The sequence below is a fragment of the Archangium primigenium genome (genome assembly GCF_016904885.1).
GTDB classification, from domain to species: Bacteria; Myxococcota; Myxococcia; order Myxococcales; family Myxococcaceae; genus Cystobacter; species Cystobacter primigenius.
In genome coordinates this window covers 4,046,501-4,063,038 of the sequence record NZ_JADWYI010000001.1, presented here as the reverse complement: position 1 = coordinate 4,063,038, position 16,538 = coordinate 4,046,501, and the positions used below count along the sequence as shown (strand labels likewise).

Annotated in this window: 11 protein-coding genes; 1 reads left to right on the top strand and 10 read right to left on the bottom strand. The window is 72.1% G+C overall.

What is annotated here, in order from left to right; genetic code table 11:
* The first annotated feature begins 68 nt into the window (after nt 1-68).
* Nucleotides 69-1,121 carry a glycosyltransferase family 4 protein gene (locus I3V78_RS16885; protein WP_204496670.1) on the top strand — a complete coding sequence of 351 codons (1,053 nt, stop codon included), beginning with the start codon at nt 69-71 and terminating at the stop codon, nt 1,119-1,121.
* A 4-nt stretch (nt 1,122-1,125) separates the two neighbouring features.
* Here I3V78_RS16885 and I3V78_RS16880 read toward each other — a convergent pair whose 3' ends face one another.
* The 10 genes from I3V78_RS16880 to I3V78_RS39920 form a co-directional block, all read right to left on the bottom strand.
* Nucleotides 1,126-2,211 (bottom strand): UvrB/UvrC motif-containing protein, encoded by a 1,086-nt coding sequence (locus tag I3V78_RS16880; RefSeq protein WP_204489271.1) that lies wholly within the window; start codon nt 2,209-2,211, stop codon nt 1,126-1,128.
* Between the two features lie 66 nt (nt 2,212-2,277).
* Nucleotides 2,278-3,837, bottom strand: coding sequence for a hypothetical protein (locus I3V78_RS39280; protein ID WP_239576462.1), 1,560 nt, complete (start codon nt 3,835-3,837; stop codon nt 2,278-2,280).
* Nucleotides 3,838-3,892: 55 nt separating this feature from the next.
* Nucleotides 3,893-5,692, bottom strand: coding sequence for a serine/threonine-protein kinase (locus I3V78_RS16870; protein WP_204489268.1), 1,800 nt, complete (start codon nt 5,690-5,692; stop codon nt 3,893-3,895).
* A 78-nt stretch (nt 5,693-5,770) separates the two neighbouring features.
* Nucleotides 5,771-6,871, bottom strand: coding sequence for an LptF/LptG family permease (locus I3V78_RS16865; RefSeq protein ID WP_204489266.1), 1,101 nt, complete (start codon nt 6,869-6,871; stop codon nt 5,771-5,773).
* Nucleotides 6,868-7,980, bottom strand: coding sequence for an LptF/LptG family permease (locus I3V78_RS16860; protein ID WP_204489264.1), 1,113 nt, complete (start codon nt 7,978-7,980; stop codon nt 6,868-6,870). Before I3V78_RS16860 ends, I3V78_RS16865 begins: the two co-directional genes overlap by 4 nt.
* The gene (purD, locus tag I3V78_RS16855; protein WP_204489261.1) at nt 7,977-9,245 is read right to left on the bottom strand and encodes a phosphoribosylamine--glycine ligase; all 1,269 of its coding nucleotides are present in this window, start codon (nt 9,243-9,245) and stop codon (nt 7,977-7,979) included. The genes I3V78_RS16860 and purD overlap by 4 nt, the downstream gene beginning before the upstream one ends.
* Before the next feature lies 1 nt (nt 9,246).
* Nucleotides 9,247-12,420: a tetratricopeptide repeat protein gene (locus I3V78_RS16850; RefSeq protein WP_204489259.1), complete on the bottom strand. Its 3,174-nt coding sequence runs from the start codon at nt 12,418-12,420 to the stop codon at nt 9,247-9,249.
* Between the two features lie 3 nt (nt 12,421-12,423).
* Nucleotides 12,424-13,968 (bottom strand): bifunctional phosphoribosylaminoimidazolecarboxamide formyltransferase/IMP cyclohydrolase, encoded by a 1,545-nt coding sequence (purH, locus tag I3V78_RS16845; protein WP_204489257.1) that lies wholly within the window; start codon nt 13,966-13,968, stop codon nt 12,424-12,426.
* 108 nt (nt 13,969-14,076) lie between these two features.
* Nucleotides 14,077-14,571: a sigma factor-like helix-turn-helix DNA-binding protein gene (locus tag I3V78_RS16840; RefSeq protein ID WP_204489255.1), complete on the bottom strand. Its 495-nt coding sequence runs from the start codon at nt 14,569-14,571 to the stop codon at nt 14,077-14,079.
* Between the two features lie 170 nt (nt 14,572-14,741).
* The gene (locus tag I3V78_RS39920) at nt 14,742-16,529 is read right to left on the bottom strand and encodes a protein kinase domain-containing protein (protein ID WP_204489253.1); all 1,788 of its coding nucleotides are present in this window, start codon (nt 16,527-16,529) and stop codon (nt 14,742-14,744) included.
* Nucleotides 16,530-16,538: the final 9 nt, after the last annotated feature.

Below are 16,538 nucleotides of genomic sequence, written 5' to 3'. Positions count from 1 at the left end.
TGTATCACCCCCTGCCCCCGGCGTGTGGTAGTGCCTGGGCCGTGGCGAACGTCCTCATCGACTTGCGCATGGTGCGGGGCCGGCTGCACGGCATCGCCCGGTACGCGCTGGAACTGGCGTGTCGGCTGCCCGCGCTCGCGCCGGACCTGCGCTTCTCCGGGCTCATCGGTCCCGAGGGCCTGCCCGCGGGCCTGGGCGCGCTCACCCCGCGCATCCCCCTGCACGCCTGCCGGGCGGGCTTCCTGTCGCCGCTGGAGCAGCCCGCGCTCACCGCGTCGCTCGTGCGGCTCGCGCCGGACCTCTTCCACGCCACGTCCTTCTCCGTGCCCGCGCTGTGGCCGGGGCGCCTCGTCGCCACGCTGCACGACGCCAACCACCTGGTGCTCGCCGAGGAGTACGGCGCGAGCCACCGCGTCTACTACCGGCTCATCGTGGGCCCGCGCGCGAAGACGGCCCGGGCGCTCATCACCGTGTCGGACTTCTCGCGGGACGAGCTGGCGCGCGAGCTGGGCCTGTCGCCCTACCGCCTCCAGGTCATCCCCAACGGCGTGGACGCGCGCTACCAGCCGCAGACGGCCTCCGAGCTCAAGGACTTCCGCGAGCGCCACCGGCTGCCGCCGCGCTACCTGCTCGCGGTGGGCAACACCAAGCCCTTCAAGAACCTGGGCCTGCTCGCGGACGTGGCGGAGAGCCTGCCCGAGCCCCTGGTGCTGCTCGCGGGCGAGCGCGCCGCCTGGGAGCTGGGCTTCCCCGAGGGCACGCGCGAGCTCACCGACATGCCCGAGGACGACATGCCCCGGCTCTACGGCGCCGCCACGGCCCTGCTCTTGCCCTCGCGCTACGAGGGCTTCGGGCTGCCCGCGCTGGAGGCCATGGCGTGTGGCACCCCGGTGGTGGCCGCGCGCGCCACGGCCCTGCCCGAGGTGGTGGGCGAGGCCGCGCTGCTCGTGCCACCCGAGGATCCGGCCGCCTGGAAGGACGCGGCCCAGCGGCTGGTGCGCGACGACGGCCTGCGCCGGAGCCTCGGACAGAAGGGCCGCGAGCGCGCGAGCCTCTTCACCTGGGACGACTGCGCCCGCCGCACCCTGGCCACCTACCGCCGGGCGCTGGACGCGCGCTGAGGCCTCACGACGCGGCGAGGACCTCGGGCTCCCCCAGGGCCACGGGCACCGTGCGCTCCAGTTCCTCGGGGTGCAGCCGGAACCACTTCGCCACGAGCAGCACCTCCTGGGCCTCGTGGGCACGCAGGCCGATCGTCCGCGGCTCCGGCTTCTCGAAGACGTCCCGCGCCTTGGCCTCCACGGCCAGGCGCTCCTCGAGCGTCGTGGGGGCCGTGAACTCCGCGCGCACGCTGCCCCGGCGGATGAGGTACACGCGGTCCTCCCCTTCCTCTCCCGGCACGGTGTAGACGAAGGACAGCCGCTCGACGAACTGGCCCACCAGCAGGAGCGCGTCGCGCACCCGCTGAAGGGACTCCGAGCGGTCGCGCAGCTCCGCGGCGTGCTCGAACTGGAGTCGCTGGGACGCCAGCGCCATGCGCTCGCGCAGGAGCACGAGCGGCTTGTCCGTCAGGCCGTTGAGGAAGTCGCGCGCGAGCGAGACGCGGGCCTGGTACTCGGTGCGCGTGCACCCGCCCGCGCACGGCGAGAGGCACCGGCCCATCTGCCCGCGCATGCACCGGGGATCCTCCTGCGCGCGGAACAGCTCGATCTGATCCGCCAGCCGCATGGGCGTGTCCGAGGCGCAGTCGCGCAGCTCCAGCACGTCACACACCGCGCGCACCGCCTCGGAGGCGCGGCGCCGGCCCCGCACGGGCCCGAAGTACTCCGCCCCGTCGTTGAGCACCTGGCTCGCCACGAGCAGCCGGGGCACGGGCTCTCGCGTGAGCTTGAGGAAGCACAGGAGGTTGTCGCGCTTGTGCTCGACATTGAAGGGCGGCCGCCAGCGCTTGATGGAGCGGAACTCCAGCAGCAGGGCGGCGAACTCGCTCGGGGTGTACTCCCACTCCAGCGCGTGGGCGTGGCCGATGATCTCCGCGCCCTTCTCGCCCCGGGGCGCCCGGAAATAGGAGAGCAGCCGGGTGCGCACCCGCACCGACTTGCCCACGTACAGCACCTCGCCCGAGGGCCCGCTCATGCGGTACACCCCGGGCAGGTTCCTGGCGCGGGCGCGGACGTCCGCGCGCAACTCTTCGACGCGTGATGCGCTCATGGCAGAGGAGCGCACCCTACCGGGACTCGCGCTACCCCTGAACAGGCGGGCAGGCGAGGCCCTCGTCTACTGGTCGTCGCAGGGGGTGCCCAGGCGGGCCCCGGTGTAGACGCCCAGCTCGTTGTAGATGAGCGGCAGGTTCTCCTCGATGGGAACCGCGCGCAGCTCCACCTTCTTCTTCTTCTCGATCCACGACGACGGGGCCTCGCGGTCCACGAGCAGCCGCAGATCTCCCCGCTTGGTGGAGAAGATTTCACCCTTGGAGTCGGAGACGACGTCCTTCATCTGCTGCGGCTTGAGGTCGCCCTTGGGGCCGATGGAGACGCGGAAGCTGCGGTCCTCGGGCAGGAAGCCCTTCTCCACCAGGTAGTAGCGGCCGGACTGATCGCGCAGCAGCGCGTAGGGCACGTACTTCTGCGGGTTGGGCTCGAAGGTGGCCGCGGCGACGAGCTTCTCCGCCTCGTCCGCCTCCACGCGCTTGAACGGGATGGAGCGCTCGCCGCAGCGCACCGCGCAGGTGTTCTTCTCGTCGTTGATCTCCACCTCCGAGTACAGACCCATGTCGAGCCCCCGGAAGGCGTGGTTCATGGTCTTGTTGTAGAAGCGCGGCTCGAGGAAGTGGTAGCCGGAGATGACCCAGGGCGGCGGGGCGACCTTGACGAAGCGCTTGCCATCGCCGTAGTCGAGCTGCACGGACTGGTTCTCGTGGGGCCGCACCACCACGTAGTGCCCCTGGCCGTCCGTGCACACGCGCAGCTTCTCCAACTCCATGCGCGTGGCGAGCTTCTCGCCATTGCCGCGCGTGGTCTCCAGGTTCTCCGTGAAGTACTTCGTGGCGAAGTCCTCCTGGTTGGAGGCCTCCAGGGCGGTCGTCCACGTCAGGCGGCCCGGCGCCTGCTCTAGCGCCAGCGCACCGCCCACCCGGCACACGACTTCCTTCGCCTTCGCCTGGACGATCTTCTTGGCCTCGGCGGACTGTCCGCACAGCCGGCGCAGCGAGTCGAGCGGCACGCCACAGTAGCCGGACATGCTGCGCTCCTTGATGTGCTCGTCGGTGACGGTTGCCCAGTCCACCTTGACCGCCGACTGCGAGCCACAGGCCTCGTTCATGCTCGCCACGCTGGAGGCCAGACCCTTGTCGATCAGCTCCTGCTCCGCCTTGCGATCGAAGGCCATCCACTTGGCGGTCGAGCCGCTGGACTTCTGCTTCTGGTACGTCGCGTAGACGTCCTCCGGCTTGAGGCCCTGGCTGCGCTTGTCATCGAAGGAGACCGAGGTGCTGTCGCGGCGTCCCGGGATGTGGAGGTAGTACTTGCGGCGCGAGCCTCCGCCGGACACGCTCAGGTAGAGCGTCGCGTAGCGGCGGCCATGCCACTGGGTGACATAGCGCGTGTCCTCGCCGTTCTTCTCGATGTCATGGGGAAGGACCTTGCCATCCAGCTCCGTGTCGGTGCCCTGCACCAGGAGGATGGCCTTCTTCTCGTCCTCGGGGGTGAGCGGGATGACCGCCACCTGCTCGCCGTCCGAGCCGGTGAAGACCTTGCCCGCGCCCACCGGGGCGGCGGCCAGGGCGGAACCCGCCTTCAACACCGCGATCACGGCACACGTCGCCAGAATGCCTCTCACGTCTGTCTCCTGTTGGGGGCGTCAGGGTACGAGGACCGGCTGACGCGACTGAGCACTACTTGAGGTCGAAGCCCTTTTGACGGCAGTACTTCCGCACGTGCCTGATCGAGTGGCCGGCTTTCGCCTTGGGCCAGGTCGCGTTCACGTTGGAGAGGTCTTTCCGCATGCAGTGCGCGAGCAACTGCACGCCGAACGAATCCAAGGCGTAGTCTTGCCGGTACAGCTCCCGGGCGACGCTCTCCAGTTTGTTGGCGTCCTCCGCCTCCAGGGCGGCCTCGGCCTTGGCGAGCAACCGGCGAAGCTCCGCCGTCATGGGCGCCTTCGCGACGTTCCTGTCGGGCTTTCGGGAGGGAGACTTTCCCACCGGCGCGGACACCGTCTCTCCTTGATCGGGCTCGGTCCCCCGCGGCGTCGGCGGTGACGGGTCGGGCGCGGGCGACCGCTGGCCGGGGTATGCGGCGGGATCCTCCGGAGCCTTCTCGGCGGGAGGGACGGGAGCAACGGGCGCGCTCGGCGCGACGGGCGCCTGGACCACCATGGGCGGCGCCGGGAGGGGCGCGGGCGGGCTCCGGGTGAACCACCATGCCCCCGCGCCCAGGGCGCCGAGCACCACGAGCCATGCACCGGCGAGCACGCCCTTGGGCATCGCATGCCGCGCGGGCGGTGAACTCGGCGGCGGCGCGTCCACGGGCGCCGGAGCCACGGGCGATGGAACCACGGGCGCCGGAGGCGGGGCCAGGGACAGCCGGGCCGTCGACACGGGCGTGGGCGGAGAGACGGACAGGTGCGTCGAGCCCAGGCCCAGCTCGTCGGTGGGCCCCGCGGCGGCGGGCGAGGGCGTCGCGAAGCGCGCGGTCGACGAGGGCATGTGCGTGGAGGCCAGGTCCTCCGCGCCGAAGCGGCCCGTGGACGCGGACTCCACCTGGTTGCGCGCCGCGAGCGACGCGGGCATCGCCATGCCGGGCAGCGAGCGCAGGGGCGTGCCGGTCAGCGCCGCGACGAAGGCCGCCACGTCCACGAAGCGATCGTCCGGCGTCTTGGAGAGGGCCCGATTCACCGCCGACAGTACGGACTCGGGCGCTTCCAGGCACAGGCTGCCCAGGGGCTCGGGCTGCATGTGCACGATGCGGAAGATGACCTGCACGATGCTCAGGCCCGGCTCGGCGGCGAACGGCGGACGGCCCGCGAGCATCTCGTAGACGATGCAGCCGAGCGCGAACAGGTCCGTGCGCGCGTCGATCTCGCTGTTCTTGCCCAGCGCCTGCTCGGGCGCCATGTACTGCGGCGTGCCGATGAGCACCGAGTCCTGGGTCTGCAGCGTCTGGGAATCGACCATCTTGGAGATGCCGAAATCCAGCAGCTTCACCCGCTCGCCCACCACGCCGCCCGAGTCGGTGGGCACGAGGAAGACGTTGGCGGGCTTGAGGTCGCGGTGGATGATGCCCGCGCGGTGCGCCGCCTGGAGCGCCGAGCCCACCTGCCGCGTGAGACCCAGCGTCTCCGCGAGCGGGAGCGGGCCGCGCTCCAGGCGCTGCTCGAGGCTCTCGCCGCGCAGGTACTCCATCACCAGGAAGGGCGTGCCATCCGGCAGCGTGTCGAAGTCGATCACCTCGACGATGTTGGGATGGCCCAGCTGGGAGGCGATCTCCGCCTCGCGCTGGAAGCGGGCGTAGAGCTCCGGATTGAGGCTGGCGCTGTTGAGGAGGACCTTGATGGCCACCTGCTTGCCCTTGAGCCGCAGGTGCCGCGCGAGGAACACCGCGCCCATGCCCCCCTTGCCGAGCAAGGAGACGATTTCATACGTGTCCCGCAGGACCGAGCCCACGCGCACGTCACTGGAAGCCGGTTGAGTCATGGATGAACGAGGGCACTTCCCGCGGCCCGGACGAGAGACTTAGCCCGCTTCCGCCCGCTTCCGCCAGACGCGACGCGTTCAAGCCCCGCCGCGGCCCAACCGGCCCTCGCCGCGCAGCCACAGGAGCCCGGCCGCCACGACCAGCAGGAGCGTGGGCATCCAGGCGGCGAGCGCGGGAGACAGCCGCTCGGAGAGGGCCAGGGTGCGCGCCACCACCATGAGGCTCCACATCGCCACGCACACGAGCAGGCCCTCGACGATGGCCACCGTGAGGTGCCCCTTGCGGCTCGGCCGCAGGGCGAGCCCCACCGCCAGCAGCGCCGCGGGAAAGCCCGCCAGCGGGTAGGCGAATCGATTATGCAACGCGAGCGAGAACTGGCGGCTGTCCAGGCCCACCTCCAGGCGCGCGCGGATCTGCTCGCGCAGCACGTACAGGCGCATCTGCTCGGGGCGGCCGGGGCGGATGCGGAACGTCTTGGCCTCCACGCCCAGCTCGTACTCGCCCGCGTCGCGCTCGCTCACGCGCGACTGGCCGTCCGGCGTGAAGGTCCGGTCCACCACGCCCTCCAGCCGCCAGCGGGTGCCCTCCACGTGCCGCATGGCCCGCGCGTCCAGGCGCCGCGCCAGCCGGAACTCCGGCGTCACGGTGAGGATGGCCACGTTCTCGAAGCCGTCCTCGGCGCTGCCCCCGCGCAGGTAGAAGATCTGATCGCCGCGCCGGAACCACTGCTTGGGGTTGTTGTAGAGGCCCCAGTCCCCCCAGCGGTTGAAGCGCTGGGTGGTGATCTCCTCCACGGTGCGGCTGGCCTGGACCACCACCCACTCGTCGAAGGCGACGAGCCCCACGCACGCCACCGCCACGCACGCCGCCACGGGCAGGTAGAGCGCCTGGGGACCGAAGGCGAGCGACCGGATCGCCGTCACCTCGCCGCGCTTGCGCAAGGAGGACACCGAGGCCCCCGCCGCGAGCAGCAGCGCCGCCGGCCCGAGTTGCTGCACGGCGAGCAGCGCCTTGTTGGCGTAGAGCACGAGCACGTTCCACACCCAGCCCTCGCCGGTGTAGCTGCGCGCGCGGTCCACGAAGTCCACGACGAGGAAGACGGCCACGAGCGCGGAGAGGATGCCCAGCGCGAAGAGCAGATAGGTGCGCGCCACGTAGCGAAAGAGGGTGGGGCTCACCGCACCGTCCCCGAGCGGTTGACGCGGTACATGGCCACGAGGCCCGCCGCGCAGAAGATGAGGTTGGCGAGCTGTCCCGCGAGCGCCACCGGCATCCGCCCCTGCTGGCCCATCTGCTCGAACAGCCGCATGAGCAGGTAGAAGAGCACGTAGCCGCCCAGCGTGAGCAGGTAGCCCCAGGCCCGGCCCCCCTGGCGGCGACCGATGGCCAGCGGCGTGCCCAGGAGCGCGAAGGAGATGGGCGCCAGGGCATTGCCCAGCCGGTTGTGCAGCGCCATGAGGAACGCGCGGGCATCGCCTCCGGTGCGCTCGGCCTCCCGCGCGGCCTGGAGCAGCTCGTCCGGGGTCAGCTCCTCCTTGGGCGAGCGGAAGCGGTTGCGCCGGCCCAGCGAGCCCTCCACGCCCACGGCGATCTCCGCCTCCGCGAAGCTCACCACCGAGTAGTTGGAGGAGCCCCGGTTGGAGCGGTGGGCCTCGCCGTCCTGGAGCACCAGGGTGAGCACCTGCCCGGAGGTGTTGGTGTTCACCCGGCCCGCCTGCGCGAGCATCAGCAGCGGCGCGGCGGGATCCCTGTCGTCGTTGAGCAGCACGTGGGTCCAGCGCCGGTCCGCGCCCTCCACGCGCTCGGCGTAGAGCGTGAGGTGGGACAGGTCCTCGTAGAAGACGCCGGGCTTCACGTCGCCCACGACGTTCTTCTTGATGATCTCCGCCACGAACTCCTTCACGCGGGTGAGGCCCCAGGGCTCGGCGGTGGAGGTGAGCAGCAGCATCAGCGCGGAGAGCATGACGCCGACGAACAGGGGCCCGGCGAGCAGCCGCCCCGGCCCGATGCCCAGCGACTGCAGGGCGGTGAGCTCCCGGTCCTCCGCGAGCCGGCCGAGGCCCAGCAGGATGGCCAGCAGGAAGGCGATGGGCAGCGCCATCATCAGGAAGTGGGGCGCGAGGTAGACGAGGATGCGGCCCATGTCGAGCAGCGTCACCGCCGAGCCGAGCAGCACGTCCGTGCCGCGCAGGAACTGCATGACGAAGAGCAAGAGGAACAGGAACACCACCCACACCACGAGCGGGATGACCAGTTCCTTCAGCAGGTAGCGCGAGAGCAGCTTCACGGCGTCGAGGGGGGCGCCCGCAGACCCTTGGCGCCGATGTCCCGGCGGAAATGCATGCCCTCGAAGCGGATGGACGCCAGGGCGGCGTAGGCCTGGGAGCGGGCCTCGGCGAGCCCCGCGCCCCGCGCGCACACGGTGAGCACCCGGCCGCCCGACGTCACCCAGGCGCCCTCGCGCTCCGCCACGCCCGCCACGAACACCGGGCACGCCTCGGACACCGCGTCCACGCCCTCGATGCGCGCGCCCTTGCGCGGCGCCTCGGGGTAGCCCCCGGCCGCGAGCACCACGCCCACCGAGGCCCCCGGGTGCACCGCCAGCGCCCGCGACTCCAGCGTGCCCCGCGCGCACGCGTCCAGCAGCGGCAGCACGTCCTCGGCCAGCTGCATCATCAACACCTGCGTCTCAGGGTCACCGAAGCGCGCGTTGAACTCGAGCACCTTGGGCCCGCTCGGCGTCAGCATCAGCCCGGCATACAGGGCGCCCCGGAAGGGCGTGCCCCGCTCGCGCAGGACCCGGAGGGTCGGCGCGATGACGGACTCGCCCACCTGGGCGAGCTCGGCGGGGGACAGGAACGGCGCCGGCGCGTACGCGCCCATGCCTCCGGTGTTGGGGCCCGTGTCCCCCTCCCCCACCCGCTTGTGATCCTGCGCGGGCGGCAGGAGCACGTAGCGCTCGCCGTCACACAGGGCGATGACGGACACCTCCTCGCCCTCCAGCAGCTCCTCGAGCACCAGCCGCTGGCCCGCGCCGCCCATGGCGCCCACCGCGCGCACGGCCTGCCGCGCGGCCTCGGCGTCATGCGCCACGATGACGCCCTTGCCCGCGGCGAGCCCGTCCGCCTTGACGACGATGCGGCCCTCGGCCACGGCGTGGGCCTCGGCCTCGCCGAGGTCGGTGAAGACGCGGTAGCCCGCGGTGGGCACCCCCGCGGCGATCATGATCTCCTTGGCGAAGGCCTTGGAGCCCTCGATGCGCGCGGCGGCCGCCACCGGCCCGAAGCAGGCGATGCCCGCCTGGCCGAGCGCGTCCGCCACCCCCGCCACCAGGGGCGCCTCCGGGCCCACCACCACCAGGTCCACCGCCTCGCGCCGGGCGAGCGCCACCACCGCGTCGGGGGACTCCGCGTCGAGCGCCACGGGCGTGCCCAGCCGCGCGCTGCCCACGTTGCCCGGCCCCAGGAGCAGCCGGGTGAGCCGGGGACTCTGGGCCAGCTTCCACGCGAGCGCGTGCTCGCGGGCGCCGGAGCCGAGGAGAAGAACCTTCACGTCAACCTCGTTTTTCGAGCTGGTAGAGGACGCGCTTGGCGGGCAGGTACGAGGGATCCAGGCCCAACAACCGCACGAGCCGCTCCTTGACGGGCCCGGGGTTGCTGGACGCCTCCAGCTCGTCCAGCTTCACCTGGGCCGAGTACAGGCGCGGCGAGAGCTGGAGCGCGTCGCGCAGGGCGCGCTTGGCGGGTTCCACCTGCTTCTGCTCGATGAGCACGAGCCCCTGGGCGAGATGGGCGATGGCCACCTGGCGGCCCCCCTCCACCGCGCGTGCGGCGTGGGCCTGGGCCGACTTCATGTCCTTGCGGCCCAGCGCCAGCAGCGTGCGCAGGGCGAGCGACGGCGCGTGCGCGGCATCCACATCGGCCACCTTCTTGAACATCTTCTCCGCGTTGACGCCATCCCCCAGGTGGAAGCGCAGCAGGCCCTCGTACAGGTGCATGAGCAGATCGTCCTCGCCCCGCGAGGTCGCCGCGATGGAGCCCTCGAGCCCCACGAGCAGCTCGGGGGTGCGCAGGAAGAACGGGGTGACCACGGGCCGGGGGGTGAGCCGCAGGGGGTCCGCCTGGATGGCCTGGGAGAAGTAGCGCAGGGCCTCGTCCCGACGTCCGTCCTGGGCGGCGGCGATGCCGGCCAGCAACAGCGCGTCCGTGCGGCGCGGATCCAACCGGTGGGCGTCCGTGAAGAGCGTGATCGCGTCGGCGGGCTTGCGATCGAGCAGCAGCAGGCGCCCCTCGAACATCTTCTCGAGCGAGGCATCCCCCAGGTGGCCCTTGATCGCGGCCAGGTGGGTGGTGGCCTCGGCGGCGTCCTTGCGCGCCAGCGCCACCAGGAACAGCTGCAGGCGCACCGCGGGGTTGTTCTTCACCAACTGCAGGGCCTCACGACCCGCCTTGGCCGAGGCCTCCATGTTGTTGGACAGCCGCTCGACGGCCGACAGGTGCAGCAGCAGCTCCGCCACGTCGCGCTCGTCATACTTGTCCCGGTTGCGCAGCAGGCCGCGGAGGGACGTGAGCGCCGCGGGCACCCCACCCTCCACCTGGTAGCGCATCACCGCGAGCGCGAGCTGCGGCTGGAGCTCGCCGGGCACGCTGCGCAGCCGCGTCTCGAACAACTGCCGGGCCTGTGCCACCTCGCCCACTTCCATGTAGATGCGCGCCAGGGTGCTGCGCGTCTCCCAGTGGTCGGGGTCCTGCTCGAGCCGCTTCTGCAACCGGCCGATCGCCAGCGAGTAGTCGCCCGCGGTCTCGTCCACCAGGGCACGGTAGTAGTGCACGCGCTGGAGATCCGGCGCGATGGCGAGCGCGGACTCGAAGTGCTGCGTGGCCAGCTCGCGCGAGGAGCCCAGGAAGGTGCGGCCGAGCACGAGGTTGGCCTCGGCCTTCGGGGCCGCCGTGGCGGTGCCGTTGGCGAGCACTTCCTCCGCGAGCTTGCGCGCCTGCTCCAGGTTGCCCTCGACGGCGGGGCGCGCGAGCAGCAGGTTGGCGTGCGCCACCAGCAGATCCGGCGCCCGCTGGGAGCGGGCCTCGGCGGCCTCGATCAACAGCAGCGCCTCCTTGAAGGTCCCCTCGTCCATGAACGAGCCCGTGCCCAGCGCGATCGCCTGGACATACCCGCCAATCGCCACGTCGCTGCGCGGATCCAACAGCACCGCGCGCTGGAAGGCCTCGGCCGCCTGCATGTAGGCGAAGCGCTGATCCTTGGCGAGCAGGGCCTGGCCCTGCGTGATGAGCTGCGCGCTGTCGCCGTCCTGGCCATCCACGAACATGAGCTGCCAGCGCGGCAGCACGGCCTCGATCGCGGGGGGCACCGCCGCCGACGCGCCAGCGCCCGCGCTTCCCGCTCCCGCACGGCCTCCACCCTCCGACGTGCCGCCCGTCAGGGCGCGGACCTCGGGCACGAAGAACCAGGCGGCCGCGCCTCCACCCACGAGCAGCAGGACCACGGCGGCGGCCACCAGCGGGCCCTTGCCACCGCCACTGGAGGCCGAGACGGCCACGCCACCGCGCGAGGCCACGGCGCGCGCGGCGCTCCGGGGCTCCGCCGCCAGGGCGGGTGCGGGCACCGGCGCCCGGGCACCACCGGAAGGCTGGGCGGGCGCCGCCGCGGACGACCCATCCATGGGCGGCAGGTCGATGACCTCCACGGAGCGGTTCTCCGGCACCGGCGCGGGCACGGGCTTCTGGGCGCGCTGTCGGCAGTCCTCGCAAGCGCCCAGCGCCTGATCGAACGCGTCCACCAGGGGCTTGCCACACTCGCGACAACCGCGCGGGGTCGCCGCGGGCGGAGGCGCCATCACCGCCGGAGCGGGCGCCGCGACACCGGGCGCGGGCGCCGCGGGAGGCGACCCGAAGAAGTCCATGAGCGGATCCGCATCGGCGGACGCGGACGCCGGCTCGGGATCCGCCACGGGCGGTGGCGTCGAGTAGCCGGGAGGCGCGTTGAAGTCGAACAGCGCGTCGTCCGAGGACTCCGGGAACGCCTCCATCGCGGGCGTCGGCGCGGGCGCCGCCGCGGGAGGCGAGTAGCCAGGAGGCGCGTTGAAGTCGAACAGCGCGTCGTCCGAGGGCTCCGGGAGCGGCGCCATCGCGGGCTTCGGCGCGGGCGCCGGACGGGCCGCCTGCACGGGTGCGGGGGGCGCGGCGGGCGGCGGCTGGACGATGTCGTCGAACAGCAGATCGCCCGTGGGCAACGTGTAGCCCGGGGTATTCGGCCGGTCGTCGTCGTCGGCCGCGAGGGCCTGATGCGAGGGCGAGGACCCGGTGAGATCCGCGAGGTCACCGAACAAGGCGTCCTTGGACACCGCGGGCGCGCCGGGCGAGGGATCCAGGTCATCCAGCAGGGAGCTGGCCGAGGTGTCCGGAGCGTCGGCGGGCGGCGCGAGATCGCCCAGGTCCCCGAACAGCTCGTCGGACAAGGAGGCGGACGGCGTCAGGGGACGCGCCAGCGGCGCCGGCTTGGGCACGGGCCTGGCGGCCGCCGCGGGCTTGGCGGCCACCGCGGGCTTGGGCATGGGCGCGGGCTGGGGAGCCGGAGCGGCGGCGGGCGCGTCCTCGCGCTTCACCAGTTGGAGGTGGCGGCAACGTGGACACTGCGCACGCACGCCCTTGGGAGTGATGACCCGGTCATCGATGGCGTAGGCCGCCGCGCATTTTTGGCAGGAGATCCGCATGGCTCAGTGCCGGAAGTGTCGCACTCCGGTGAGGACCATTGCCATTCCATGTTCATCCGCCGCGGCGATCAGTTCCGCATCGCGCACCGAACCTCCCGGCTGGATGACACAGGTGGCACCCGCCCGAGCGACCTCGTCGAGCCCGTCCCGGAAGGGAAAGAACGCGTCCGAGGCCACCGCGCTGCCGCGCAGGGCCGCCCCGCCCCGGGCCGTGGCGATCTTCGCCGACTCCACCCGGCTCGTTTGACCTCCACCGGCGGCGAGCAGCGCTTCACCCGAGGCGAACACGATGGCGTTGCTCTTCACGTGCTTGCACACGCGCCAGGCGAAGCGCAGGGCCTTCTCCTCCTGGGCGGAGGGCGCGCGTTTGCTGACCACCTTCCATTCCAGCGGGGGCTCGACGGCGTCCTTGTCGTGGACGACCAGGCCGCCCGACACGCTGCGCGCCTCCAACTGGGCGCGCGGACGCGCCGAGGTCGAGGCCAGCGCGGGGCCCGCCTCCAGCAGGCGCAAGTTCTTCTTGGCCGCGAGCAGCGCGAGGGCGTCGGCCGCGTAGGACGGCGCGATGACGGCCTCGAGGAACGTCTCCGCCAGGGCCTCGGCGGTGGCGGCGTCCACCTCGCGGTTGAGCGCCACGATGCCGCCAAAGGCGGACACCTCGTCGATCGCGCGCGCGGTGCGGTAGGCCCTCACCAGCGCGTCATCCACCGCCACGCCACACGGGGTGTTGTGCTTGATGATGACCGCGCAGGGCCGCTCGGGGAACTCGAGCACCAGCCCCAGCGCCGCGTCCAGGTCCAGGATGTTGTTGTAGGAGAGCTCCTTGCCCTGGAGCACGCGCGAGAAGGCCACGGTGGGCTCCGCGGGCGCGGCGTGCTCGCGGTAGAAGGCGCCGCGCTGGTGCGGGTTCTCCCCGTAGCGCAGGCTCTGCACCTTCTGGAAGCCGAGCGTCAGCTCCGGGGGAAAGGGCTCCTGGGCCCGCTCCGCGAGCCAGCCCGCGATGGACGCGTCGTAGGCCGCGGTGTGCGCGAAGGCCTTGCGCATGAGCTTGCGGCGCGTCTCCTCGTGGGTGGCGCGCGAGGCCTCCAGCTCCGCCAGCACGGCGCCGTAGTCCTCGGGATCCACCACCACCGTCACGTGGCGGAAGTTCTTCGCGGAGGCGCGCACCATGGCCGGCCCCCCGATGTCGATCTGCTCGATGACGTCCGCCTCGGCGGCCCCGGAGGCGACCGTCTGGCGGAAGGGGTACAGGTTGACCGCCACGAGCGAGATGGGGGTGATGCCGTGGGCGGCCATCTCCGCGCGATCCGCTTCCAGCTCGAGCCGGCCGAGCAGTCCGCCGTGGATGCGGGGGTGCAGCGTCTTCACGCGTCCGCCGAGGATCTCCGGACTCTGGGTGTGCTCGGAGACCTTGCGCGCCGGGACTCCCGCGGCCTGGAGCGCCGCGAGGGTGCCGCCCGTGGACAGCAGCTCGAACCCGAGCCGCACGAGCCCTTGGGCGAAGGGAACCAGACCGCGTTTGTCGGACACGCTGAGAAGAGCCAGCATGGGTTGGGGGGCGCCTCCACCGCACAGGGGAAGGTCGTCCCTCTAGCAACCACCCCCCGGGGTGTCAACGAACCGGGCGGTCCCAACGGGCCTGTTGCGCCCTGTTATTCAGGGCTTGCGGGCCGACACCGGGGGCTCGGCCTCGGTGGCCTCGCGCAGCTTGAGCAGGCCGCGCGTCTCCACCTGGCGGATGCGCTCGCGGGTGAGGTTCATGATGGCGCCCACCTCCTCGAGCGTGATGCCACCCTTCTCCGCCACGTCCAGGGCGCACGTGTGCTCGAGCTCCCAGATCTCCTTGTCCGGGAAGTTGAGCTTGATGGACCCCGTCTCCGGATTCACGTCCAGGTAGAGGTTGTGTTTGCACGACACGAAAAGGCATGGACGCGCGCCGTTCACGCAGTCCGCGCGCGTCTTGGGCCGCTGGGAATCCACGGCCTGGAGGAGATCGCCTTCCTCGGGGTCCACCTGACCCGTCAGGCGGCGACGACGCAGGTCCCGCGCCATCTCCTTGCGCGACATCGTCTTCGAGCGACGGCGCTCCCCGCCCCCCTCCGCCTCCTCGGGCGCCTCCTCCTCCGGCCGCTGCTGCTTCACTTCAGACATGTCTCCCCTCCAAAAGCTGGGCCTCCTCTATACCCGTTCCCCCGCCTTTCAGACTATGGCGAATGGCGCTTTTCGTCGCGGCACGGCATGCGGACGCCGCCCGGCCTGCTCGGCCAGAGGGTCTGATCACCGGTGAACACTTCATCCATGACACGGGGCCCACACGAGCGCTACGGCTTTCGCGGCACGTTGAACTTCTTCACCAGCTTCTCGTTCGCGGTGATGGTGATGGGCACGGTGAGCGTGCGCGCGGGGTGCTTGAAGGTCAATTGGTAGGTGCCAGGCGCCAGGGACAGGCTCCAGGGCTGCTGCAGCTCGCGCTTGACCAGCTTGTCGTCGACGTAGACGTCGGCGTACGGCACCGCCTGGACGGTGAGTGTCCCCTTGGGCTGGACGACCGGGGCCGGGGCCGGGGTCACCGGCTCGGGCGAAGGCGCGGGCGCGGGCATCTCGACGGGCGGCACGACCTCGGCGGGCGGAGGCTCGGCGCGCACCGCGGTCGGCGCGGGGGCCTCGGGGGGCGCCGAGGGCGCGCGCAGCCATAGCGCCGCGCCCCCGAGCAAGGCCACGAGCCCCACTCCCGCGCCTACCCAGACCGGCATCCGGCCGCGGGGAGGCATGGCGGGCGACGGCACCGGCGGGCTTTCCTCCGCGGGTGAAGCGGCCACCACCGCGGGCAGGGCGCGCGAGTCCCGGGCCTGGGAAGGCGCGGAAGCGGGAGGCGGCGCCACCGCCGCGGCCACGGGGGCGCCACTCCCCTTCCCGTCCCGGGACAGGACCAGGGTGGACGCGGAGACGAGGGAGTCCTCGGGGACGCTCAGCCGCTCGATGCGCTCGCTCGAGGCCGGACGGCCTGGCAACACGGCGGTGGATTCCCGGGGAGGAGGCGTCTCGGGCACGGCCTCGGGTGCCGGAGCCACGTCGGCGCGGACCGGAGAGGGCGCGGTGGGCTCCGCGCCCACGGGCGGCTGGACTCCGGAGCGCGACCGCGCGCGCTCCTGGAGCAGCGCGGGCGCGGGCATGAACTGCGTGAGCGGCACGTCGAACAGCCGCCGCATGAAGGTGCCCACGTCCGTGTCATCCACGCTGCTGGCGCCGCGCAGCACGCATTGGGCCAGCGCGCGCTCCAACTCCCCCGCCGACTGGTAGCGCGCCTCGGGGTCGCGCGCCAAGGCGGTGAGCACCACCGCGTCCAGCGCCTCGGGCACGTCCGGGTTGAGCCGGGCCGGGGGGACGATCAGGCTCTCGCGCACGGCGCGAAGCACGGCGACCTCCGAGTCCCCGTCGAACAGCCGACCGCCGGTGAGCATCTCCCAGAGCACCACCCCGAGCGCGAACACGTCCGTGCGCGCGTCCACGTCCTCGCCCCGGGCCTGCTCCGGGGACATGTACGCGAACTTGCCCTTGAGCACGCCGGGCTGGGTGAGCCGGTTGCCGGCCTTGGCGATGCCGAAGTCGGTGAGCTTCACCGCCCCGTCGAAGGACAGCAGCACGTTGTGCGGGGTGACGTCCCGGTGCACCAGGCCCAGGGGCTCGCCCTCCGAGGACTTGGCGCGGTGCGCGTAGTGCAGTCCCGCCGCCACCTGGGCGCCCACGTGCGCCGTCAACACCGGTGGCATGCGGATGCCCTTCTCGCGGCAGCGCTTGCGCAGCTCCCAGAGCGAGCTGCCCCGCACGTACTCCATCGCCAGGTAGTACGAGTCCTCGTGCTTGTCGAAGTCGAAGATCTGCACCACGTTGGCGTGGTTGAGCCGCGAGACGAGCCGCGCCTCGTTGATGAACATGCGCACGAAGCCCTCGTCGTCCGACAGGAACGAGCGCACGCGCTTGATGACGACGTCCTTCTCGAAGCCCTCCGCGCCCCGGGCCGTGGCGAGGTAGATCTCCGCCATGCCCCCCTCGGCCAGCTTGCGCTTGACCACGTACTTGCCGATGGGGGTACCTGCTTCGAGTGTCACAGGGGCGCT

Excerpts from the sequence above, each read along its gene's own strand:
- I3V78_RS16885 (WP_204496670.1), top strand. The coding sequence starts at position 69 with ATGGTGCGGGGCCGGCTGCACGGCATCGCCCGGTACGCGCTGGAACTG.
- I3V78_RS16880 (WP_204489271.1), bottom strand. The coding sequence starts at position 2,211 with ATGAGCGCATCACGCGTCGAAGAGTTGCGCGCGGACGTCCGCGCCCGC.
- I3V78_RS16870 (WP_204489268.1), bottom strand. The coding sequence starts at position 5,692 with ATGACTCAACCGGCTTCCAGTGACGTGCGCGTGGGCTCGGTCCTGCGG.
- I3V78_RS16850 (WP_204489259.1), bottom strand. The coding sequence starts at position 12,420 with ATGCGGATCTCCTGCCAAAAATGCGCGGCGGCCTACGCCATCGATGAC.
- purH (WP_204489257.1), bottom strand. The coding sequence starts at position 13,968 with ATGCTGGCTCTTCTCAGCGTGTCCGACAAACGCGGTCTGGTTCCCTTC.
- I3V78_RS16840 (WP_204489255.1), bottom strand. The coding sequence starts at position 14,571 with ATGTCTGAAGTGAAGCAGCAGCGGCCGGAGGAGGAGGCGCCCGAGGAG.